Below are 20,388 nucleotides of genomic sequence, written 5' to 3'. Positions count from 1 at the left end.
CGGTCAGGTGAACACGGCGGTGAGCCAGCTCGACCAGATGACGCAGCAGAACGCGGCGCTGGTGGAAGAGAGCGCGGCCGCTGCGCAGAGCCTCAAGGCGCAGGCCGGGCAGCTGGCCTCGGTGGTCGGGCGCTTTCGCGTCAACGGCTGAAAATTGGCCCCAGCAGGGCCCTCGCGCAAGTGCCCTGCCTATACTCCCACCCGGACGGGCTCTCCGAGGCGGGCAAGTGACCGGCGTCGGGCGACCCGCGATGGAGATCGCCCATGAACGCCCGCCTGCCACAGCCTTTGCCGCTCGAACCCGGTGCCCTGCAATCGCAGGTGGACGCCGCCTGGCGCGAGCAGATCGTCCCCGAACTGATCCGCTACATCGAGGTGCCGGCCAAGTCGCCGGCCTTTGACGCCGACTGGTCCAGCCACGGCCTGCTCGATCGCGTGCTCCAATCCGCCGCCGACTGGGTGGCCGCGCAGCGCGTGCCCGGCCTCACGCTGGAGGTGGTGCGCCTCAACGACGCACACGGCAGGCCGCGTACCCCGGTGCTCTTTTTCGAGCTGCCGGCCAGTGCGGGCCGCGATGGCACGCCGGCCCCCGCCTCGGGCCAGACCGTGCTGATGTACGGCCACCTCGACAAACAACCCGAGTTCACCGGCTGGCGCAGCGACCTTGGGCCCTGGACGCCCAAGATCGACGACGGCAAGTTGTATGGCCGTGGTGGCGCCGACGATGGCTACGCGGTCTACGCCAGCATCGCGGCCGTGCAGGCGCTCAAGGCGCAGGGCGTGGCCCACCCGCGCATCGTGGGTCTGATCGAAACCTGCGAGGAAAGCGGCTCCGGCGACCTGCTGCCCTATGTGGACGCGCTGCGTTCGCGCCTGGGCGATGTCGGCCTGGTGATCTGCCTGGACAGTGGCGCCGGCAACTACGACCAGCTCTGGCTCACCACCAGCCTGCGGGGCATGGCCAGCGGCGTGCTCAAGGTCGAGATCCTCACCGAGGGTGTGCACTCGGGCGATGCCTCGGGCCTGGTGCCGTCGAGCTTTCGCATCATGCGCCAGGTGCTGGACCGCCTGGAAGACAGCGCCACCGGGCGCTTGCTGCCGGCGAGCTTCCACTGCGAAGTGCCGCTCGAGCGCGTCGAGCAGGCGCGCGCCACCGCCGCCATCCTGGGCGACGAGATCTACAAGCGCTTTCCCTGGGCGCACCACGACTGCGGGGGCAGCTCGGCCTTTGCCCTGCCGACCACGACCGACCCGGTGGACGCGCTGCTCAACCGCACCTGGCGACCCACGCTCAGCGTGACCGGCGCCGAAGGCTTTCCCGCCCTCAAGGACGCCGGCAACGTGCTGCGCCCCTACACCGCGTTCAAGCTCAGCCTGCGCCTGCCGCCCCTGGTGGACGCGGTCGCCGCGGTGCGCGAGCTCAAGGGCCTGCTCGAAGACAACGCGCCGTACCAGGCCAAGGTGACTTTTGCGTCCGAAGGCGGCGCCAGCGGCTGGAACGCTCCGGCCACCACCCCGTGGTTCGAACAGGCCTTGCAGGACGCCTCGCAGGCGCACTTCGGTGCGGCTTGCGGCACCATCGGCCAGGGCGGCACGATCCCGCTGATGAACCTGCTCAGCCAGGGCTTCCCGAGCGCCCAGATGATGGTCTGCGGCGTGCTCGGCCCCAAGAGCAACGCACACGGACCCAACGAGTTTCTGCACCTGGACTACGCGCGGCGCCTGACGGCGTCGGTGGCACAGGTCATTGCCCGCATGCCCTGACCCCCGCACCGATGACCGACACCACGCAGGCTCCCTTCACCGCACGCGACGGCTACAACCTGGCCATCTACGACTGGCCGCTGCCGAACAAGGTGCGCCCGCGCGGCGTGGTGCTCATCGTGCACGGCCTGGGCGAGCACGCCTGGCGCTACAACGACCTGGCGCAGCAACTCAACAACTGGGGCTTCGTGGTGCGCGCCTTCGACCAGCGCGGCCACGGTGACTCCAGCGGCGCGCCGGGTGTGCTGCCCGACGAGGACGCACTGATCGAAGACCTGTACGAGGTGGTCGAAGACACCCGCAGCCGCCTGGCCGAGCGCTGGGAGTGCCCGCTGATTCTGCTGGGCCACAGCATGGGCGGCCTGGTGGCGGCCACCTTTGTTCAGCGCAATGTCGCGCCGATCGATTTGCTGGTGCTGTCGTCGCCAGCGCTGGACACCGGCCTGTCGGGTCTCAAGCGCAAGCTGATCGGCTTCATGATGAGCGTGGCGCCCGACAAGGCACTGGGCAACGGCCTCGACCCCGACAAGATTTCACACGACCCCAAGGTGGTGGCGGCCTACAAGAAGGACCGTCGCGTGCACGACCGCATCAGCGCCCGGCTGGCGCGCTTCATTGACGACAACGGGCCGGTCGTCATTCGTGCGGCGTCGGGCTGGTCGGTGCCCACACTGCTCATGTACGCGGGCGACGATCACCTGGTGAAGCCGGCCGGCAGCGCAGCCTTTGCCGCCGCGGCGCCGGCCAGGGTGGTACACGCCCGCTGCTTTGACAAGCTGTACCACGAGATCTTCAACGAGATCGAGAAGGCGCCCGTGCTGGCCACGCTGCGCGCCTGGCTGGGCGTGCATGCCCCGCTGCCGGACCAGGCGGTCCGGGTCGCCACCTGAGTCGGTGATCAGCGGCGCAGCAAGCCGCCGAGCAGACCACCCAGGTCCGGGCCACCCGAGCCGCTCGAGGCGCCCGGTCCACCCATCAGGCTGCCCAGCGCCGACATGGGGTCGATGCTGGCGTTGGATTCGGGCACGCGCCCTTGCGGTGTGAGTTGGTCGACCAGCCCGGGCAACACCTGCGCCAGCACCGACGAGGCCTGACCGCCGCTGCCGCCGAGCAGGCCACCGAGCGCACCCATGAGGTCGGGCCCGAGCGCACTGCCCAGGGCGTCGGGTGTGACCGGCTGGTTGGCACCGCTGCCGACCCAGGACTGCGCGGCGTCGCCCAGGCCACCGGCCTGCAGCTTGGCCAGCAGCCCTTCGAGCCCACCCGATTGCTGCAGCAACTGCGCCACCATGGCCATCAACTGGGGCAGTGCGACACCGCCGCTCGCTGACTGGCCGCCGCCGGCCGATCCCAATACCTCGTCAAGCAATCCCATGGTGGTCTCCCGTGGACGCGCCCCACGGCGCGCATCAGGCGGGATTCTGGGCGGCGCGCCGGGTGTGGGCAAGCCAGGCCAGCGAAAGACCCAGCACGGCCACCGGCAACAGCGAGCCGATGTTGAGCCAGGTCCAGCCCTGGGTGGTCACCAGCGCGCCGGAGGCGAACGAGGTCATCGCCATGGTGGCCAGCACGAAGAAGTTGATCGCGGCCTGGGCGCGGTCTTTTTCTTCGGGGCGGTACGCCTGCAGCGACAGCGTGGTGCTGCCGGTGAACAGGAAGTTCCAGCCCACGCCCAGCAGGAACAGGGCGATCAGGAACTGGTGCAGATCCACGCCCGACAGCGCAATCAGGATGCAGGCCAGGTTGAGCACCACGCCCACCGCCATGATGGGCAGGGCGCCGAAGCGGCGGATCAGGTTGCCGGTGAAGAAGCCGGGCGCAAACATGCCGATCACGTGCCATTCGAGCACCAGGGCGGCGTCGTCGAAGGGGTAGCCGCAGACCTGCATGGCCAGCGGCGTGGCGGCCATCAGCAGGTTCATCACGCCATAGCCCAGCGCTGCGCCGGCGGTGGCCACGATGAACACGGGCTGGCGCATGATTTCCCGCAGGGGACGCCCGTTGTCGGCCCCTGCCTTGGCCGCCGGCGGCGGCGGAAAGTGCATGAAGGCCAGCAGGGCCATGGCGATCACCGCCACCACCGCCAAAGACAGGTAGGCGCCCACGAAGGGCGTGGTCATGGCCTCGCGCGTGTACTTGGCCAGGTTGGGGCCGGCGATGGCGCCGATGAGGCCACCGGCCAGCACCAGCGACACCGCCCGCTCGCGCTGCGGGGGCGCCGCCAGCTCGGCCGCGGCAAAACGGTAGAGCTGTGCGTTGGCGCTGTAATAGCCGGCCACCACCGTGGCGGCCACCAGCAGCCAGAAGGAATGGATGCTGACCGCCCAGGCCGCCACCAGCGCCGAGACCAGCGCCACCACCAGACCCACCATGAACGAGGCTTTGCGGCCCCAGCGGTGCTGGGTGATGGCCACCAGCGGCGTGGCCAGCGCACCGCCGAGCACGTAGCCCATCACCGGCAGCGTCGCCATCCAGCCCAGCGGGGCGAGCGACAGACCCACCAGCCCGTTGATGGCGATGAACACCACGTTGTTGGTGAAGAACAGGCCTTGCGTGCCGGCCAGCAGCCAGAGGTTCTTATTCATAAGCTGCGGTTTATACAAGCTGCTGGCGCGGCGCGCTGTCCCCGGCGATCATCGGCCCCCATGAGCACAAGGACGATTGCAAGGACGTTGGCACACACCCTGCGCAGCCTGCTGGCCTGGCTGTGCCTGCTGCCGCTGGCCGCCTCGGCCATGGCGCCCGGCACCCACCGCATGGAACTGGTCCATGGCGGCCTCACGCGCTACTACCTCGTGCACATGCCGCAGCGACTGTCCCCGCAGCCCCGGCTCGTGCTGGCTTTTCATGGGGGCGGCGGGCACGCGGAGATCATGGCGCGTGACCGGCTCTACGGTCTGGTCGAACAGTCGGAGCTCAGCGGCGACGTGCTGGTCTTCCCCAGCGGTTACAGCCGCTGGCCGCGCGGGCGCCTGGCCACCTGGAACGCGGGGCTGTGCTGTGGCGAGGCACGCGACCGCAATGTCGACGACATCGGCTTTGTGCGTGCGCTGCTCGACCATCTGCGAACGCAGTGGGCCTACGACGCGCGCCGCGTCTACGCGATCGGCATGTCCAACGGCGGCATGCTGGCGCACCGGCTGGCCTGCGAAATGCCGGGCACCTTTGCAGCCATCGGGGCGGTGGCGGGCACCGACGGCACACCGCGCTGCGTGCCGTCGAAGCCGGTGTCGGTGCTGCACATCCATGCCCGCGACGACGATCGCGTGTTGTTTGGCGGCGGCTCGGGCAGCGCGTCGGCCACGCACGCGGACTTCGTCTCGGTGGCCGACACCATCGACAAGTGGGTCAAGGGCGAGTCGTGCCGCGTGCGGCCCGAGCGCGTGCTCAACGTGGCAGGGGCGTATTGCGATCGGTACGCCGCCTGCGAAGGCGGGGCCGAGGTGCAGCTGTGCGTCACCGAGACCGGCGGTCACTCGTGGCCCGGTGGGCGCAAGGCCCTGGGCGGTGCGCCGGGTTCGACCGCTTTGTCGGCCAACGAGGTGATCTGGGACTTCTTTGGGCGCCACCCGGGCGGGCGCTGAGGCTCAGGCCAGCGCGAGCACCAGCGCGGCCAGCGCCGCTGTCTCGGCGCGCAGCACGCGCGGGCCCAGGGTGGCGGGCGCGAAGCCCGCAGCGCGTGCGCGGGCGTCCTCGGCGGGCGACAGGCCGCCCTCGGGACCCAGCAGCAGACTCACGGCCTCGTCCGACACCCGTTGCTGCAAGGGCATCGTGCCCTCGGCCAGCGACAACACGATGCGCTCACCCTGCGACGCGCTCAGCCAGGCATCGAGGTCGGTCACTGCGCCGATCACCGGCACCCGATTGCGGCCGCACTGCTCGCAGGCGCTCTGTGCGATGGCCTGCCAGTGGGCCTGCTTCTTGAGCGCGCGCTCGCCGCTCAGGCGCAGCACGCTGTGCTGGGTGTGCAGCGGCACGATCCGGGCCACGCCGAGTTCGGTGGCCTTCTCCACCAGCCAGTCCATGCGCTCGTTGGCCGGCATGCCGATGGCCAGGGTCACTGTGCGCGGGGCCTCGCATTCGATGGCTTCGTGCGTGCCCACGCGCACCACCACCTCGCTGCGGCCCATGCGCTGCACCGCGGCCTGCCATTGACCGCCGGCGCCATCGAACAGCGTGAGGGTGTCGCCGGGTTGCAGGCGCAGCACCTGCACATGGCGCGCAGCGCCGGCTGGCAGCGCCAGCTCGGCGCCGGCGGCCAATGCAGTGGCGCAGAAGAAGCGCGGCATGCTCAGGCGCGGCCGAAGGCCCAGCCGCTGGCGGCTTGCAGACCCTCCACCTCGTCGACGAGCCGCAGCAGCGGCGTGAGTTCGCGGTAGCGCATGGCGGTGGCGCGGATGTAGGCGATGAAGCGCGGCGCGTCGGCCAGGTACTTGGGTTTGCCATCGCGCAGCGTCAGCCGCGCGAAGATGCCGGCCACCTTGAGGTGGCGCTGCAGGCCCATCCACTCGACTGCGCGGTAGAAGGCGCCGAAGTCCGCGTGCCAGTCTTCAAAGTCCATCAGGCCGAGCTTGCGGGCCTGCTCCCAGTAGCGCACGGTGACATCGATCACCACCTCCTCGTCCCAGCCGTGGAAGGCATCGCGCATGAGGCTGGCGACGTCGTAGGTGATGGGGCCGTGCAGCGCGTCCTGGAAGTCGAGCACACCCAGCTGCGTGGCCGGCGTGTCGCCAGGCTGGCGCAACACCATGAGGTTGCGCGGCATGAAATCGCGGTGCACATACACCGTCGGCATGGCCAGCACGCGCTGCACGATGAGCGAGAAGGTTTTTTCCAGCGTCTGCTGCTGCGCGTCGCTCAGCGCAAGCGCCTTGTGCTGTGCCAGGTACCAATCGGGAAACAGTTGCAACTCCCTGCGCAGCACCGCCTCGTCGTAGGGCGGCAGTACACCTGGCCGGCTTGCCTGCTGCCAGCGCAGCAGGGCGGCCACGGCGTCGCGGTAGAGGCCGATGTTGGCGTCCGGGTGGTCCAGGTCGAGCACGTCGAGCATGGTCTGCGTGCCCAGGTCGTCGAGCAGCATGAAACCCAGGGGCGCGTCCCAGGCCAGCACCTGGGGCACACGCAGCCCGGCCTCGCGCATGAGCGCGGCAATGCGCACGAAGGGTTCGCTGTTCTCCTTGTCGGGCGGCGCGTCCATCACGATCGCGCTGTGGTCGTCGGCGCCGTCCAGGCGCAGGTAGCGACGAAAGCTCGCGTCGGCCGATGCGGGTCGCAGTGTGTCGGGGCGCAGGCCGTGCTCGGTGGCCAGCGGCGCCAGCCAGGCGTGAAAGGCAGCCTCACGCTGGGGGTCGCTCCACGCGACGTCGGTGGGGGTCGGGGTCATGCTGGGGAGCGCGTGTGGGGTGACGGGCAGCGCGCGCGGGTGCCCGTGGAATAATCCGGCGATTCTACAAACGACCTTCGCGCGCCCCGCGCGCGGGCTGCCAGCCGCCGGGCCCGATCTTGAAACGCCGTTCGATGCCTTCCCGACCCGTCCCCCGGTTCGCCCTTGCGCCCGTGGCGGCCGTGGTGGTCGGTGGTATGGCGGCCTGGCCTGCGCAGGCGCAGGGCCAGGACCCAGGCCTGGTGCTGCGCTCAAGCAGCCGGCTTGAGGAGAGCTTGCCCGCCGACGCCCTCAGGCAGGCGTCCAGCGAGGTGTCCGGGCAGCGCATCGAAGGCCGCCCGGGCGGTGTGACCACGGTCGAGGGCGAGGCGCAATGGCGGCGCCACGACATGGTCATTCAGGCCGATCGGCTCAGCTTTGACGAAGCCACCCGCGAGGCCACAGCCGAAGGCCATGTGCGCATCAACCGTGGCGGCGATGTGTTCACCGGGCCGTCGCTCAAGCTCAACGTCGACACCTTCACCGGGCGGTTCGAGCAGCCGCAATACGAGATTCTTCGCACCGATGGACGCGGCGACGCCAGTCGCCTGGACTTCGAAGGCGAGCACCACGCCACCGCCTACCAGGCCCGCTACAGCACCTGCCCGAGAACGCCCGGTGCCGACTGGATGCCCGCCTGGCTGGTGCGGGCCAGCAAGATCGAGTTCGACAACGTGGAGCAGGTGGGGGCCGCCACGGGTGGCGTGCTCGAGTTCAAGGGTGTGCCCATTCTGGGCGCGCCCTACTTCACCTTTCCGCTCAGTGACGAACGCAAGTCGGGCCTGCTGCCGCCGTCGATCAACCTCGACAACGTCAGCGGCCTGGAGTTCACCCAGCCGTACTACCTCAACCTCGCACCCAACTACGACCTGACGCTCTACCCCACGCTGATGAGCAGGCGTGGCGTGGACCTGGGAGGCGAGTTCCGCTACCTGCGGCCCAGCTTTGACGGCAACGTGCGCGGCTCGTACATGCCTGGCGACAAGCTGCGCGATGCCGACCGCTGGGGCTATGCGCTGCAGCACAACCAGCAACTCACAGAGGCGTTTGCGCGCCTGGGCGCGTCGGGCAGCGGCGGCGTCACGCTCAACCTGAATCGGGTGAGCGACGACAACTACTGGCGCGATTTCCCGCGCGCCAACGCCACGCTCACGCAGCGTTTGCTGCCCAGCAACGTCGAGCTGTCGTGGTACCAGGGGCCCTGGTCGCTGACCGCAGGCAGCTACAGCTGGCAGACCCTGCAGGATGTCGACTCGCCCATCACGCCGCCCTATGACCGTTTGCCGGCAATCGCCCTGACCTACGGCCGCGACGACATCGACTGGGGTGGCATCGGCCGTTCGGCGTTCTCGGTGCAGACGGCCTACACCCGCTTCGAGTCCGAGCCCACGCTCACCGGCCAGCCCAACGGCGAGCGCACCCTGTTGATCGGCCAGGTCAGCCACCGCTGGCAGGCGCCCGGCTGGTACCTGGAGCCGCGCGCGCGGATGCACACGTCGCAGTACCGGTTCGACAGCGCCCTCTCCGACGGCAGCACCCGCTTCTCGCGCTCGGTGCCAACCGTCAGCCTGGACGGGGGGCTGGTGTTCGAGCGCCCGGCCAGCTACTTCGGACGCGATTTCGTGCAGACGCTGGAGCCGCGTGCGTTTGTCACCTGGACCCCCTATCGCGACCAGAGCCTGCTGCCCAACTACGACTCGGCCGCCACCGACTTCAACTTCGCCACCATCTTTGCGGAGAACGCCTTCACCGGCAATGACCGCATCTCGGACACGCGCGGCGTCACCCTGGGCGTGAGTTCGCGCCTGCTCGACCCATCGTCGGGCGCAGAGATCGTTCGCCTGGGCGTGGCGCAGCGCTACCTGCTGCAGGACCAGACCGTCACCCTGCCCAACGCCAGCGGCCAACCCGGTGGCGACCCGGTCACCGAACGCTTCAGCGACGTGCTGGTCGCTGCGCGCGTGCAATGGAGTCCGCGCTGGCTGCTCGACACCAACTTTCAATACAACCCGGGCAGTGGCGAATCGGTGCGCACGACCCTGGCGGCGCGCTACACGCCGGGCCCGTTCCGGGTCTTCAGTGCCGCCTGGCGCCTGCAGCGTGGCACGTCCGAGCAGTTCGACTTCGGCTGGCAATGGCCACTGAGCGGCCTGTTTGCCAAGGCGCCCGAGCCCGTGCCCGGTCGTGGTCTGGGCGCCGGGCAGTGGTACAGCGTCGGGCGCATCAACTACAGCGTGCCCGATCGCAAGATCGTCGATCTGGTGGCGGGCTTTGAGTACGATGCCGGCTGCTGGATCGGGCGCATCGTGGTCGAGCGGCTGCAGCGCAGCGCGTCGTCGGCCAACCAGCGCATCCTGTTCCAACTCGAGTTCTCCGGGTTCTCGCGCATCGGGTCCAACCCGCTGCAAACCCTCAAGGACAACGTGCCGCGCTACCAATACCTGCGCGAGGAGATCGCGGCGCCGAGCCGCTTCCAACGCTATGACTGAACGCTCCCTGCTCTCCACACTCACACTGCTCGTGGCACTGTCCTGCACGGCAGCATTGGCACAGGTGCCTGCGGCCACGCAGCGCACCCCCGGCGGCTTGAGCCTGCCCGAGGGCACCGGTTCGGGCAACAGCAACCGCACCGCCGATTTCATCGTGGCCCTGGTCAACTCCGAGCCCGTCACCAACCACGACGTGCGCGTGCGGCTGCGCCAGGTCGAGCAGAACATCGCGCAGCGCGGCATCGCCGGCGCACCACCGCGCGACGAACTGGCGCGGCAAGTGCTCGAGCAGCTCATCAACGAGCGCGCGCAGATTCAGCACGCGAGCCAGTCGGGCTTGCGGGTCAACGATCAGGAAATCGATCAGGCCGAGCAGAACATCGCCGCCCAGAACCAGATGAGCCAGGACGAGTTTCGTCGCCGTCTCGCGGCCGAAGGCATCGACGTGAGCCGGTTCCGCAGCGAACTGCGCCAGCAGCTGCTGCTGCAGCGCGTGCGCGAGCGTGAGGTCAATTCGACCGTGCGTGTGACCGATGCCGACATTGACGACTACATCCGCGAGCAACAGGGCGGTAGCGATCTGGCCAACCTCGAACTCAATCTGAGCCACGTGCTGGTGAGCGTGCCCGAGAACGCGTCCGCTGCGCTGGTGGCCGAACGTCAGGCCCGTGCGCAACGCGTGGCAGAGCGGGCCCGCGCCGGTGAAGACTTCGCCACGCTGGCACGCGAGTTCTCCGACGCGCCCGAGCGCGTTAACGGCGGACAGTTCGGTTGGCGCGCGGCGACGCGCTTGCCCGACGTGTTCGTGAGCCAGACGCGCGCATTGGCGCCGGGCGAAATCGCCGGGCCGTTCCGCAGCCTGGCGGGTTTTCACGTGCTCAAGGTCAACGATCGCCGTGGCGGTGGTCTGCCCGCCATGAACGTGACCCAGACCCGGGTCAGCCATATCCTGCTCCGCCCGGGGCCTCAGCTCACCGAGCAGGACGCGCAGGCCAGACTGGCGCAATACCGCCAGCAGATCGTCGGCGGTCAGGCCACCTTTGAAAACCTGGCACGTGAACACAGCCAGGATGGCTCCGCAGCCGGTGGCGGCAACCTCGGCTGGTCCGTGCCGGGCATGTTCGTGCCGGAGTTCGAGCAGGCGATGGCCAAACTGCAGCCAGGCGAAATCTCCGAACCGGTGGTGTCCCGCTTTGGCGTGCACCTGATTCGGGTCGACGAGCGCCGCACGGTGCCGTTGAACGAGCGCGACCAGCGCGAGCGCATTCGTGGCCTGGTGCGCGAAGAAAAGGCACAAGAGGCGCTGGCCCTGTGGGCGCGCGACATCCGCGCTCGCGCCTTCGTCGAGATTCGCGAAGCGCCCCAGCCGTGAAACACATCGCGCGCAAGCGATTCGGCCAACACTTCCTGACCGACCCCGGCATCATCGATGCCATCGTTCGCGCGATCAGCCCGCGTGCGGGCGACGTCATGGTCGAGATCGGACCGGGGCTTGCCGCGCTGACCCAACCCCTGGTGGAGCGTTTGGGTCGTCTGATGGTGATCGAGCTCGATCGCGATCTGGCCGCGCGACTGCGCGAGCATCGGCAGCTTGAGGTGGTGGAGGCAGATGTCCTCTCGGTCGACTTCTCATCCTTGCCGGGTGCGGCGCCCGGCACGCTGCGTGTGGTGGGCAATCTGCCCTACAACATTTCCACGCCCATCCTGTTCCATCTGCTCGATCACGTGCAGGTGATCAAGGACCAGCATTTCATGCTGCAGAAGGAAGTCATTGACCGCATGGTGGCGGCACCCGCAACGGCCGACTATGGGCGCTTGTCGGTGATGCTGCAGTGGCGCTATGCGATGGAGAACGTGCTGTTCGTACCACCCGAATCCTTCGATCCGCCACCGCGCGTGGACAGCGCAGTGGTGCGCATGGTGCCGTTGCCCGAGCCGCCGCAGCTTGTGCCGACGCACCTCGCCGAGCTGGTGCAGGTGGCCTTCAGTCAGCGCCGCAAGCTGCTGCGGCACACCCTGGGCCGCTGGCTGGAGCAACGCAATAGCACGGTGGCATTCGACCTGCAGCGACGCGCTGAAGAGGTGCCGGTGGCCGAGTACGTGGCGCTGGCCCAGGCAACCAGCCCCGCATGAAAAAGCCCCGACAGGGTCGGGGCTTCAACGTTGGGCGAACGCCGGGTGGGGTGATCAGGCTGCGGCCAGCCAGTAGCCGGCGTTGAACGGGCTGCTCATGCGCAAGGCCATGGGGCTCACGTCCAGAATCTTGTCCGTCGGCATGGGCTCTTCGCTCACCTCGATCGGTTCTTCGCCCTTGGGACTGCGCGCCACCGAAAACGAGTAGAAGCAGCGGAACGGGATCTTCCTCTCGGCCCAGTAATCGGCGGTGTCGCGGAAGATGTCGAGCAGTTGCTCGCGTGCTTCCTTGTCGAACTTGGTGTTGGCCGGGATGTGCTCGAGCACGACGATGAAGCCCGTTTGCGGGCCCGACTTGTGGACCATGTCGGTCATGCAGTCGTACAGGGCGTCGAAGTTCTTGCCGAAGTGCGGCGGCAGCGTGTACTGCGCCGCGATGAGTTCCAGCGCGTCCTGCTTGCTCTGCGCCTTGGCCAGGTTGGCGTAGAGGAAGTGGTGGCCCAGCTGCTCGGCCGCGGCCTGCAGGTCCTTCACGCCGTAAGCGCGAATGGACTGGACGATGTTGGGGCGCACGTTACGAAGTGGTGTGTCCATCTCCGCGTCTCTTTCCAGAATCAAAGTTGAAATGCCGATCGTTCTTGCCGAGGTCACTGCTGTATGCGACGAAAGCTCGCGTAGTGGTCCTCGCTGTAGTAACACGCATCAGGCGCGGTCATCCGCTCGCCGCCGCACACAATACGCCGCGCTCCCCGGTCGTTCAGCCCCGGTGTGGGCACGGTGTATTCCCGGTAGTACCCCCGCTTCTGTGGGGGCAGCAGGCGTTCGCGATTGAAGAAGACGGTGCCGTCCTTTTCGTAGCGAAAGGGCCCGCCCTGGCGGATAAGGCCCATGACCTGCTGACCCTGCGTAGGCAGGGCCGACTCCGACACGGACGTGGCTGGCGGTGAATCGACCGGGACCGGACTGCGTGCTTGCACCAAAATGGTGCCGACGGAAATGGCCAGTGTGGCCGCCAAGACCGCCAGGAAGCCCGCTTTGCCCTTGCCCCGATTCGGGCGCAACCGCCGCAAATCCATGAGGTTGGCTTGCTCCTGATGCGGGTCAACCCCCACCCGTAGTGCCCGGGTTAACCCTGAAATACAAGCGCGAGAGTGTGCCCTAAGGCGGGTCAAAAAGCAAGCCAATGCCCAAGAAATGGGCACTGGGATATGGGCAGACTGGTAAGAAAAAGTTAGCGCCCGCTTTTGCTGAGTGGCTTACCGGCCGACGTTGGCGTCGGCAACGGTCAAGGCTGTCATGTTGACGATCCGGCGCACGGTGGCGCTGGGGGTCAAGACATGCACCGGCTGAGCGGTGCCCAGCAGCACGGGGCCAATGGCGATGTTGCCGCCGGCGGCTGTCTTGAGCAGGTTGTAGGCGATGTTGGCCGCGTCGATGTTGGGCAGGACCAGCAGGTTGGCCGCGCCCTTGAGGGTCGAGTTGGGCATGATCGCCTGGCGCGCATCGGGGTCGAGTGCCACATCGCCGTGCATTTCGCCGTCGACCTCCAGCCAGGGCGCCTGCTCGCGCAGCAGGTCCAGCGTGCGACGCATCTTGACCGCCGAAGCCTCGTTGGAAGAGCCGAAGTTGGAGTGCGACAGCAGCGCGGCCTTGGGCTGCAAACCGAAGCGCAGCATCTCCTCGGCCGCCATCACCGTGATTTCGCACAGCTCCTCGGGCGAGGGGTCGTGGTTGACATGGGTGTCCACCAGAAACACCTGGCGGTTGGGCAGCATGAGCCCGTTCATGCAGGCGTAGATGCGCACGTCCTGCGCGGTGCTGGGGCTGCCGCCGGCGCGCTTGCCGATGACCTGGTCGATGTAATGCAGGTGGCCATGGGTGCTGCCCCAGGTACCGCAGATCAGACCGTCGACCTCGCCCTTGTGCAGCAGCATCGAGCCGATCAGCGTGAGGCGGCGGCGCATCTCGATCTTGGCGAGTTGCTGGGTGACGCCCTTTCGCTCGGTCATCTGGTGGTAGGTCTGCCAGAAGTCGCGATACCGGTGGTCCTGTTCGACGTTCACGACGTCGTAGTCAAGCCCTTCCTGCAGGCGCAGACCAAACTGCTGGATGCGTTTTGCAATGATGGCCGGGCGACCGATGAGGGTGGGGCGGGCCAGGCTTTCGTCCACCACGATCTGGCAGGCGCGCAGCACGCGCTCTTCCTCGCCCTCGGCGTAGGCCACCCGCTTGCGCGCGGCGGTCTTGGCGGCCGAGAAGATCGGCTTCATGACGGTGCCCGAGGCGAACACGAAGCCCTGCAGCTTCTCTTTGTAGGCGGCCATGTCGGCGATGGGGCGCAGGGCGACGCCGCTGTCGGCGGCTGCCTGAGCGACCGCAGGCGCGATCTTCATCATCAGCCGCGGATCGAACGGTTTGGGAATCAGGTACTCAGGGCCGAAGGCCAGTTTCTCACCCGCATAGGCCGCGGCCACCACCTCGCTTTGCTCGGCCTGCGCGAGTTCGGCAATGGCGTGCACCGCAGCGATTTCCATCTCGTCGGTGATGGTGGTGGCACCCGAGTCGAGCGCGCCGCGGAAGATGTACGGGAAGCACAGGACGTTGTTGACCTGATTCGGGTAGTCGGTGCGGCCTGTGGCCATGATGGCGTCGTTGCGCACCGCCTGGACGTCTTCGGGCAGGATCTCCGGGTTGGGGTTCGCCAGGGCGAGGATGAGCGGCTTTGCCGCCATCGACTTGACCATGTCCGGCTTGAGCACGCCACCGGCGGACAAGCCGAGAAAGATGTCTGCGCCGGCCACCACGTCGGCCAGGGTGCGGGCAGACGTCTTCTGCGCGAACTGGATCTTGTCCTCGTCCATCAGCTCGGTCCGGCCTTCGTAGACCACACCCGCCAGATCGGTCACCCAGATGTTTTCACGCGGCAGCCCAAGCTTGACCAGCAGGCCCAGACAGGCCAGCGCGGCGGCGCCGGCACCCGAGGTGACCAGCTTGACCTGCTTGAGGTCCTTGCCGACGACTTTGAGACCGTTGAGGATGGCCGCACCCACCACGATGGCGGTGCCGTGCTGGTCGTCGTGGAAGACCGGGATCTTCATGCGCTCGCGCAACTTGCGCTCGACATAGAAGCAATCGGGCGCCTTGATGTCTTCGAGGTTGATGCCGCCAAAAGTGGGCTCGAGTGCGGCAATGATTTCGACCAGCTTGTCCGGGTCCTTCTCGGCCACTTCGATGTCGAACACATCGATGCCGGAGAACTTCTTGAAGAGCACGCCCTTGCCTTCCATGACCGGCTTGGCCGCGAGCGGACCGATATCACCCAGGCCCAGTACCGCAGTGCCGTTGGTGATGACGGCCACAAGGTTGCCGCGCGCCGTGTACCGGAAAGCAGCACTGGGGTCGGCCGCAATTTCTTCGCAGGGCGCGGCCACCCCGGGAGAGTAGGCCAGCGCCAGATCACGCTGGTTGGACAGGGGCTTGGTTGCCGCGATTGCCACTTTGCCCGGGGTGGGCCGCTCGTGATAGTCCAGCGCGGCCCGGCGCAGCTCGGCGCGTTTGCTCTCGGGGGTGGTCGGTGCGGTCATGCGTGTCTCCAGCCGTTGTGCTTTCTGCCATGCGAAAGGCGAATTCGCATTCTAAGTCTGACCCCTGGGGCAAACCCCCGGCCAGCAGGTGTCCCTTTGGTTGAAGGGCCTGTGACCACAGTAGCGGGAATCGGTGCGCCCGTGCGTGGGCGCGGCGGCCTCAGGCGGCGATGCTGACGCGGCCAGGTTCGGCGTTGTGCTGCTGCAGGTGAGCGACAGACTGGCCAGGGGCGCATTCGGCCACGATGTCGCGTGCGCAGCCTTCGCATTGGCCACATTGCGTGGCCACGCCCAGCTCCAGCTGGATGTCGTCGAATGCCATGCCCGATCGCGCACATTGGGCGATGGTCTTGTCACTGACGCGGCGGCAGACGCAGATGATCATGGGCTTGAAGAGCTTGAAACGCCTGCGAATGATAATGGCTCGCATTCATTGATCAAGTCCCTCGGGCCACCGCCCGACAGGCGGTGGCAGCCCCTTGCGAGCTCAGCTGATCTCGCCCATCTGGCTCTGCAGGTAATTGGGCAAGCCGACCTTCTCGATCAGCTCGATCTGGGTTTCGAGAAAGTCGATGTGTTCCTCGGTGTCGTCGAGGATGCCTTGCAGGATGTCGCGCGACACGTAGTCGCGCACGGATTCGCAGTGGGCAATGCCATCCTTGATCGTGGCCTGCGCGCCCTGCTCCAGCTTGAGGTCGCTGCGCAGGATCTCGGGCACGTCCTCGCCAACATGCAGCTTGCCGAGGTCCTGCAGATTCGGCAGGCCATCGAGCATGAAGATGCGGTCCATCAGCAGGTCGGCGTGCTTCATCTCGCCGATCGACTCCTCGTATTCCTTCTTGGCCAGCTTGTCCAGGCCCCAGTGTTTGAGCATGCGGTAGTGCACGAAGTACTGGTTGATGGCCGTGAGTTCGTTTTTCAGCTGCGCTTGCAGGTGTGCAATGGCCTTGTCATCGCCTTTCATGGCTGCTCCTTGTTCGGTATGTGGAAGGCGGCATTGTCGGTCCATGCCATGAGGGTGGCAGGGGCGTATGTCTTGCAAATGCGAATCGTTCGCATATGATCGTGCCCAAGCCAACGCAGGAGCCACCATGATGACCCAGACCGAACGCCATTGCGACGAGGAGTACAGCCTGCCGCCTACCGAAGCCCTGCTGGCCGGGACGCTGGCGCTCATGACCGGCTGCGCGCAACATAGCGGCCCGGTCTGTCACCGTGAATTGATGGTCGGCAAGGTGGTGAGCAACCTCACCGAGCTGTCGCATCACCCGGCGCTGTCGGCCCCGATGCGGCAACTGCTGGCGCGTCTGAGTGCGCGCTGGCTGCTGGAGCTGGGCGTGCAGACGCCCCCAGGTGCCATGGCGCCTTTGCCTGCCCACCGAACCGTTCAATGAGGGCGGTGGCGTGCGGCGCTCGCCTCAGCCGCGCATGAGCGCTTCGATCGCGTCAGGCGCCACCGGCACGTCGCGGGTGATGAGCTCGCACCCATCGTTCGTGACCACGGCGTCGTCCTCGATGCGAATGCCGATGTTCCAGAAGGCCTCGGGCACGCCCTCGGCCGGGCGGATGTAGAGACCCGGCTCGATGGTGAGCACCATGCCCGGGCGCAGCACGCGGCTGGGGCGGTCCTTGATGAGTTCGCCGGACAAGGGGTCCTTGCGCTCGCTGACCTTGCCCACCTCGGCCGGCTCGACATAGCTGCCGCAATCGTGCACATCCATGCCCAACCAATGCCCGGTGCGGTGCATGTAAAACGCAAAGTAGCTGCGGTTGGCGATGACGTCATCGACCGTGCCCACCTGGTCGGCATTGAGCAGACCGAGGTCAAGCAGGCCCTGCGAGAGCACGCGCACCGTGGCCTCGTGCGGATCGGTGAAGCGCATGCCCGCCCGGGTCGCTGCCACGGCGGCGTCCTGGCTGGCCAGCACCAGTTCGTACACCGCACGCTGTGGCCCGGTGAAGCGGCCGTTGGCGGGGAAAGTGCGGGTGATGTCACTGGCATAGCCGTCGAGCTCGCAACCGGCATCGATCAGCACCAGCTCACCGTCGCGAATGGGCGCTGCGTCGGCACGGTAGTGGAGGATGCAGGCGTTGGCGCCAGCCGCCACGATGCTGCCGTAAGCGGGGTATTGCGAGCCGTGCTGGCGAAACTCGTGCAGCAGCTCGGCGTCGAGGTGGTACTCCCGCACGTCCTGGCCCGCACGCAGCATGGCCGCGCTGCGCTGCATGGCCCGGATGTGGCCCCGTGCGCTGATCTTCGAAGCGCGACGCATGATGTCGAGCTCGTGGGCGTCCTTGATCAATCGCATCTCGTCGAGCACGCCACACAGGTCCTGCTGGCGCTCAGGGCACAGGGCACCAAAGCGCACGCGTGCCCGCACCTTCTGCAGCCAGCCATCGACCCGACCTTCCAGTCCGGCATGGGTGGCAAACGGGTACCAGACCACCGACCGGTTCTCCAGCAAACGGGGCAGCCGCTGATCGAGTTCGCCCATCGAAAAGGCTTCGTCCACACCCAGCACACCGGGGGCCGCCTCGGGGCCGAGACGAAGGCCGTCCCAGATCTCCCGCTCCAGATCCTTGGGCTGGCAGAACAGCGTGACCGTTCCTTCCCCGGTGATCACGAGGCAGGCATTTGGCTCGGCAAATCCGCTCAGGTAGTAGAAGTAGCTGTCGTGCCGGTACAGGAAATCGGTGTCGCGATTGCGCGGGCGTTCCAGCGCCGTGGGCACGATGGCGATACCGCCGGGACCGAGTGAAGCGGCCACGCGCGCGCGGCGCTCGGCGTACAGGCGAAAGGTGGAAGAAGCGTCCATCGCGCCATTGTGGGGGCAAGCGATTGCCCCTGGCGCTGCAAGCGGCTAGCGGTTGAGTTCGTCCAGCCGCTGGGGTGTCCCCACGTCGATCCAGGTGCCGTCGTAGCGCTCGGCGCTCACACGGCCGGCGTCCATGGCCTGGCGCAACAAGGGCGCCAGCGGGGCGGCCGTGCCCTGCGGGTTGCCGGGCAGGATGTCGCACCAGGGCGCCAGAAACAACTCCCGCCGGTAGAGACCGATGGTGCTGTAGGTCAGCCGCTCGGTACCGCCGTTGATGGCCAGACCATCAGTACCCAGGCCGAAATCGCCTTTGGGGTTGTGGGGTGGGTTGGGCACCAGCCACAAGTGAGCGAGGTGCTCGCTCTGCACGAAACGCGCGTAGGCGGCCGCGTCGAACGGAAAGTCGGGCGCATAGACGTCGCCCGCCACCACCCAGAACACTTCCTCCAGCAAAGGCAGGGCGCGGGAAATGCCACCCGCCGTCTCCAGCGCGTAGCCAAAATCCTCGCCTTCGGCAGAAAAGGTCACGTCAACCGATTCGCCATCGCTGGCCTGGGCCGGGTGGCCAAAGTGGGCCGGAATCTGCTCGCCCAGCCAGGCCGTGTTGATCACCAACCGGTTGACGCCAGCGGCGGACAGCGCGTCCACATGCCACTGCAGCAGAGGCCTTCCCCGCACTTTGAGCAGCGGTTTGGGGGTGTGGTCCGTCAGGGGACGCATGCGCTGACCGCGACCGGCGGCCAGGATGATGGCTTGGGCAGGAGAGGCCATGGTGTGGTCGCTGACTGTAGCCGCCCCGCGCCCCTCATTCGAGCCCCAGATGGAGCATCAGGGCGATGCCGAAGCCGTAAAGCAACAACATCATCCAGCTGTCCGGCCCCATGCCCAGCCGTTTGCGCGCAGCCGGGCGCCACAGCCCGACCCACACCACCGCGGTCATGGCCAGACCCAGACCGGTGATGAACAGCGTGCCGTCACCCGCAGCCGGCATCACGGCCCGCCCTGACAGTGCGGTCGCCAGCACAAGCAGCACGGGCAGCAAAGCGTTGCCACCCAGGATGTCGCTCACGGCCAGGCGGTGCTCGCCTCGCCGCGCAGCCGCAAGACCAGTGGCCACTTCCGGCAGCGCGGTAGACGCTGCCAGTACCGTCGCACCAAATGCCGCGCCACTCATGCCCCAGTGGGCGGCCAGGGCATCACCGCTCAATTCGAGGACCACCCCGCCCGCCAAGGTCAGCGCCGCACCGAAGCCGAAAATCCACACGGCCCGACGGCCCCCGGGCCGGGTTGTCAGGCGCTGCCCAGCGGATGGGGTTGCCCGGCGGTGTGCGCTCGTCTTGCCCATGGCACGTACCCACCACAGGCCGATCAGCCAGGTGCACAGAATCAACATGCCGTCGGGTGTGAGCCCGCCCAGAATGGCCGACGGCGGCAACCAGTGCCCCAGCAAGGCAACGGACAGCAAACACATTACCAGTGCCGCCTCCAGTCGTGTGGCCGCTCCGGCCACGCGGTGGGCCAGGGGCACCACGCCGCGATTGCCGACGGCATCGAACAGGGCCAGCAACAAGGTCTGGATGGCCACGCCTCCCAGGACATTGGCCACCGCCACCTCAACCCGCCCGGCCAGCGAAGCGCTCACGGTGATCGCGATTTCGGGCAGGTTGGTCACCAGCGCCAGCAACACGAGGCCGCCCATCTCCTCGCCCCAACCGAAGGCCTGATCCAGCGCGTCGGTGGCGCGGGTGAGTGCCACGCCGGCCCAGGCCACCACCAGCGCCGCAGCGCCAAAGGCGCACAGCAGGATGGAGACGGGCAGCTCGGACATGGCTGGGCGCGATGGTACGGCCCAGGGTGCAACAGGCCCCATCGGCCATGCGAAGGCCCAGCCGCTAAAATTCGCGGTTTCTCCCCGGCCAGTCCGCCCATATCGGGTCGCGCAGCGCCCGATCCCACCCGAGGTCCATATGAGCGACTCCGCCGTCGTCACCGCCACCCCCCTGACCATGGCCAATGCCATTCGCGCGCTCGCGATGGATGCCGTGCAAGCCGCCAATTCCGGCCACCCCGGCGCGCCCATGGGCATGGCCGACATGGCGGTCGCCCTGTGGCACCGTCACCTGCGCCACAACCCGGCCAACCCGCACTGGGCCGACCGCGACCGCTTCGTGCTCAGCAAC

18 protein-coding genes and 2 pseudogenes are annotated in these 20,388 nt (G+C 67.5%); 8 read left to right on the top strand and 12 right to left on the bottom strand.

Annotated elements, in window-relative coordinates; genetic code table 11:
* The first annotated feature begins 264 nt into the window (after positions 1-264).
* Entirely contained in the window at positions 265-1,764 is a 1,500-nt protein-coding gene (locus KF871_RS18525) for a M20/M25/M40 family metallo-hydrolase (protein WP_291146047.1), read from the top strand.
* 11 nt (positions 1,765-1,775) lie between these two features.
* Positions 1,776-2,654, top strand: a complete 879-nt coding sequence (locus KF871_RS18520; protein ID WP_291146045.1) for an alpha/beta hydrolase — start codon at positions 1,776-1,778, stop codon at positions 2,652-2,654.
* Positions 2,655-2,662: 8 nt separating this feature from the next.
* Here the strand turns inward: KF871_RS18520 and KF871_RS18515 are convergent, their stop codons facing one another.
* Together KF871_RS18515 and KF871_RS18510 are read right to left on the bottom strand one after the other, a co-directional pair.
* The gene (locus tag KF871_RS18515) at positions 2,663-3,211 is read right to left on the bottom strand and encodes a YidB family protein (protein WP_367172070.1); all 549 of its coding nucleotides are present in this window, start codon (positions 3,209-3,211) and stop codon (positions 2,663-2,665) included.
* The gene (locus KF871_RS18510) at positions 3,174-4,349 is read right to left on the bottom strand and encodes an MFS transporter (protein WP_291146039.1); all 1,176 of its coding nucleotides are present in this window, start codon (positions 4,347-4,349) and stop codon (positions 3,174-3,176) included. Before KF871_RS18510 ends, KF871_RS18515 begins: the two co-directional genes overlap by 38 nt.
* 60 nt (positions 4,350-4,409) lie before the next feature.
* Here KF871_RS18510 and KF871_RS18505 point away from each other — a divergent pair, with 60 nt between their 5' ends.
* A complete protein-coding gene (locus KF871_RS18505; RefSeq protein WP_291146036.1) occupies positions 4,410-5,348 on the top strand; it encodes a PHB depolymerase family esterase in 939 nt (312 codons plus the stop codon).
* Between the two features lie 3 nt (positions 5,349-5,351).
* On the opposite strand, the gene KF871_RS18500 is transcribed toward KF871_RS18505, so the two are convergent.
* Together KF871_RS18500 and KF871_RS18495 are read right to left on the bottom strand one after the other, a co-directional pair.
* A complete protein-coding gene (locus tag KF871_RS18500) occupies positions 5,352-6,053 on the bottom strand; it encodes a 16S rRNA (uracil(1498)-N(3))-methyltransferase (protein WP_291146033.1) in 702 nt (233 codons plus the stop codon).
* 2 nt (positions 6,054-6,055) lie between these two features.
* Complete coding sequence (locus KF871_RS18495) at positions 6,056-7,147, bottom strand: phosphotransferase (RefSeq protein ID WP_291146030.1); 1,092 nt, start codon at positions 7,145-7,147, stop codon at positions 6,056-6,058.
* A gap of 134 nt (positions 7,148-7,281) precedes the next feature.
* Between KF871_RS18495 and KF871_RS18490 the strand changes: the two genes are divergently transcribed.
* The 3 genes from KF871_RS18490 to rsmA are packed head-to-tail and all read left to right on the top strand — an operon-like array spanning position 7,282 to position 11,808.
* On the top strand, positions 7,282-9,675 hold the full coding sequence (locus tag KF871_RS18490) for an LPS assembly protein LptD (protein ID WP_291146026.1): 2,394 nt from the start codon (positions 7,282-7,284) through the stop codon (positions 9,673-9,675).
* Entirely contained in the window at positions 9,668-11,047 is a 1,380-nt protein-coding gene (locus KF871_RS18485) for a peptidylprolyl isomerase (protein WP_291146023.1), read from the top strand. The genes KF871_RS18490 and KF871_RS18485 overlap by 8 nt, the downstream gene beginning before the upstream one ends.
* Positions 11,044-11,808 (top strand): 16S rRNA (adenine(1518)-N(6)/adenine(1519)-N(6))-dimethyltransferase RsmA, encoded by a 765-nt coding sequence (gene rsmA, locus KF871_RS18480; RefSeq protein ID WP_291146020.1) that lies wholly within the window; start codon positions 11,044-11,046, stop codon positions 11,806-11,808. Before KF871_RS18485 ends, rsmA begins: the two co-directional genes overlap by 4 nt.
* 195 nt (positions 11,809-12,003) lie before the next feature.
* Here the strand turns inward: rsmA and KF871_RS18475 are convergent.
* From KF871_RS18475 to bfr, 5 genes and pseudogenes are all read right to left on the bottom strand, one after another.
* Positions 12,004-12,402: pseudogene (locus KF871_RS18475) on the bottom strand (barstar family protein); the annotation flags it as partial.
* A 53-nt stretch (positions 12,403-12,455) separates the two neighbouring features.
* Positions 12,456-12,884: a ribonuclease domain-containing protein gene (locus KF871_RS18470; RefSeq protein ID WP_291146018.1), complete on the bottom strand. Its 429-nt coding sequence runs from the start codon at positions 12,882-12,884 to the stop codon at positions 12,456-12,458.
* Between the two features lie 180 nt (positions 12,885-13,064).
* A complete protein-coding gene (locus tag KF871_RS18465) occupies positions 13,065-15,392 on the bottom strand; it encodes an NADP-dependent malic enzyme (RefSeq protein WP_291146015.1) in 2,328 nt (775 codons plus the stop codon).
* Positions 15,393-15,552: 160 nt separating this feature from the next.
* Positions 15,553-15,777, bottom strand: a complete 225-nt coding sequence (locus KF871_RS18460; RefSeq protein ID WP_291146050.1) for a (2Fe-2S)-binding protein — start codon at positions 15,775-15,777, stop codon at positions 15,553-15,555.
* A gap of 102 nt (positions 15,778-15,879) precedes the next feature.
* Positions 15,880-16,356, bottom strand: coding sequence for a bacterioferritin (gene bfr, locus KF871_RS18455; protein WP_291146011.1), 477 nt, complete (start codon positions 16,354-16,356; stop codon positions 15,880-15,882).
* A 127-nt stretch (positions 16,357-16,483) separates the two neighbouring features.
* Between bfr and KF871_RS18450 the strand changes: the two genes are divergently transcribed.
* Positions 16,484-16,786 carry a hypothetical protein gene (locus tag KF871_RS18450; RefSeq protein ID WP_291146008.1) on the top strand — a complete coding sequence of 101 codons (303 nt, stop codon included), beginning with the start codon at positions 16,484-16,486 and terminating at the stop codon, positions 16,784-16,786.
* Positions 16,787-16,810: 24 nt separating this feature from the next.
* Here KF871_RS18450 and KF871_RS18445 read toward each other — a convergent pair whose 3' ends face one another.
* Genes KF871_RS18445 through KF871_RS18435 form a run of 3 tightly spaced genes read right to left on the bottom strand, consistent with a single transcriptional unit; the run spans position 16,811 to position 20,036 of the window.
* Positions 16,811-18,208 (bottom strand): aminopeptidase P N-terminal domain-containing protein, encoded by a 1,398-nt coding sequence (locus KF871_RS18445; RefSeq protein WP_291146005.1) that lies wholly within the window; start codon positions 18,206-18,208, stop codon positions 16,811-16,813.
* 45 nt (positions 18,209-18,253) lie between these two features.
* Positions 18,254-18,979, bottom strand: a complete 726-nt coding sequence (gene murU / locus KF871_RS18440; protein WP_291146002.1) for an N-acetylmuramate alpha-1-phosphate uridylyltransferase MurU — start codon at positions 18,977-18,979, stop codon at positions 18,254-18,256.
* Positions 18,980-19,013: 34 nt separating this feature from the next.
* Positions 19,014-20,036, bottom strand: coding sequence for a hypothetical protein (locus KF871_RS18435; RefSeq protein WP_291146000.1), 1,023 nt, complete (start codon positions 20,034-20,036; stop codon positions 19,014-19,016).
* 139 nt (positions 20,037-20,175) lie between these two features.
* Here KF871_RS18435 and KF871_RS18430 point away from each other — a divergent pair.
* Positions 20,176-20,388 (top strand): annotated as a pseudogene (locus tag KF871_RS18430) (transketolase); the annotation flags it as partial.

It is taken from the genome of Hydrogenophaga sp. (assembly GCF_019635465.1).
Taxonomy (GTDB): domain Bacteria; phylum Pseudomonadota; class Gammaproteobacteria; order Burkholderiales; family Burkholderiaceae_C; genus Hydrogenophaga.
Note: the sequence above shows the minus strand (reverse complement) of the source record. Positions and strands in the feature narration are given on the sequence as shown.

What these genes read in the sequence shown, in the direction of transcription:
- KF871_RS18525 (WP_291146047.1), top strand. Translation starts at nt 265, where the DNA reads ATGAACGCCCGCCTGCCACAGCCTTTGCCGCTCGAACCCGGTGCCCTG.
- KF871_RS18520 (WP_291146045.1), top strand. Translation starts at nt 1,776, where the DNA reads ATGACCGACACCACGCAGGCTCCCTTCACCGCACGCGACGGCTACAAC.
- KF871_RS18510 (WP_291146039.1), bottom strand. Translation starts at nt 4,349, where the DNA reads ATGAATAAGAACCTCTGGCTGCTGGCCGGCACGCAAGGCCTGTTCTTC.
- KF871_RS18505 (WP_291146036.1), top strand. Translation starts at nt 4,410, where the DNA reads ATGAGCACAAGGACGATTGCAAGGACGTTGGCACACACCCTGCGCAGC.
- KF871_RS18500 (WP_291146033.1), bottom strand. Translation starts at nt 6,053, where the DNA reads ATGCCGCGCTTCTTCTGCGCCACTGCATTGGCCGCCGGCGCCGAGCTG.
- KF871_RS18495 (WP_291146030.1), bottom strand. Translation starts at nt 7,147, where the DNA reads ATGACCCCGACCCCCACCGACGTCGCGTGGAGCGACCCCCAGCGTGAG.
- KF871_RS18490 (WP_291146026.1), top strand. Translation starts at nt 7,282, where the DNA reads ATGCCTTCCCGACCCGTCCCCCGGTTCGCCCTTGCGCCCGTGGCGGCC.
- KF871_RS18485 (WP_291146023.1), top strand. Translation starts at nt 9,668, where the DNA reads ATGACTGAACGCTCCCTGCTCTCCACACTCACACTGCTCGTGGCACTG.
- KF871_RS18470 (WP_291146018.1), bottom strand. Translation starts at nt 12,884, where the DNA reads ATGGATTTGCGGCGGTTGCGCCCGAATCGGGGCAAGGGCAAAGCGGGC.
- KF871_RS18465 (WP_291146015.1), bottom strand. Translation starts at nt 15,392, where the DNA reads ATGACCGCACCGACCACCCCCGAGAGCAAACGCGCCGAGCTGCGCCGG.
- KF871_RS18460 (WP_291146050.1), bottom strand. Translation starts at nt 15,777, where the DNA reads ATGATCATCTGCGTCTGCCGCCGCGTCAGTGACAAGACCATCGCCCAA.
- bfr (WP_291146011.1), bottom strand. Translation starts at nt 16,356, where the DNA reads ATGAAAGGCGATGACAAGGCCATTGCACACCTGCAAGCGCAGCTGAAA.
- KF871_RS18450 (WP_291146008.1), top strand. Translation starts at nt 16,484, where the DNA reads ATGATGACCCAGACCGAACGCCATTGCGACGAGGAGTACAGCCTGCCG.
- KF871_RS18445 (WP_291146005.1), bottom strand. Translation starts at nt 18,208, where the DNA reads ATGGACGCTTCTTCCACCTTTCGCCTGTACGCCGAGCGCCGCGCGCGC.
- murU (WP_291146002.1), bottom strand. Translation starts at nt 18,979, where the DNA reads ATGGCCTCTCCTGCCCAAGCCATCATCCTGGCCGCCGGTCGCGGTCAG.
- KF871_RS18435 (WP_291146000.1), bottom strand. Translation starts at nt 20,036, where the DNA reads ATGTCCGAGCTGCCCGTCTCCATCCTGCTGTGCGCCTTTGGCGCTGCG.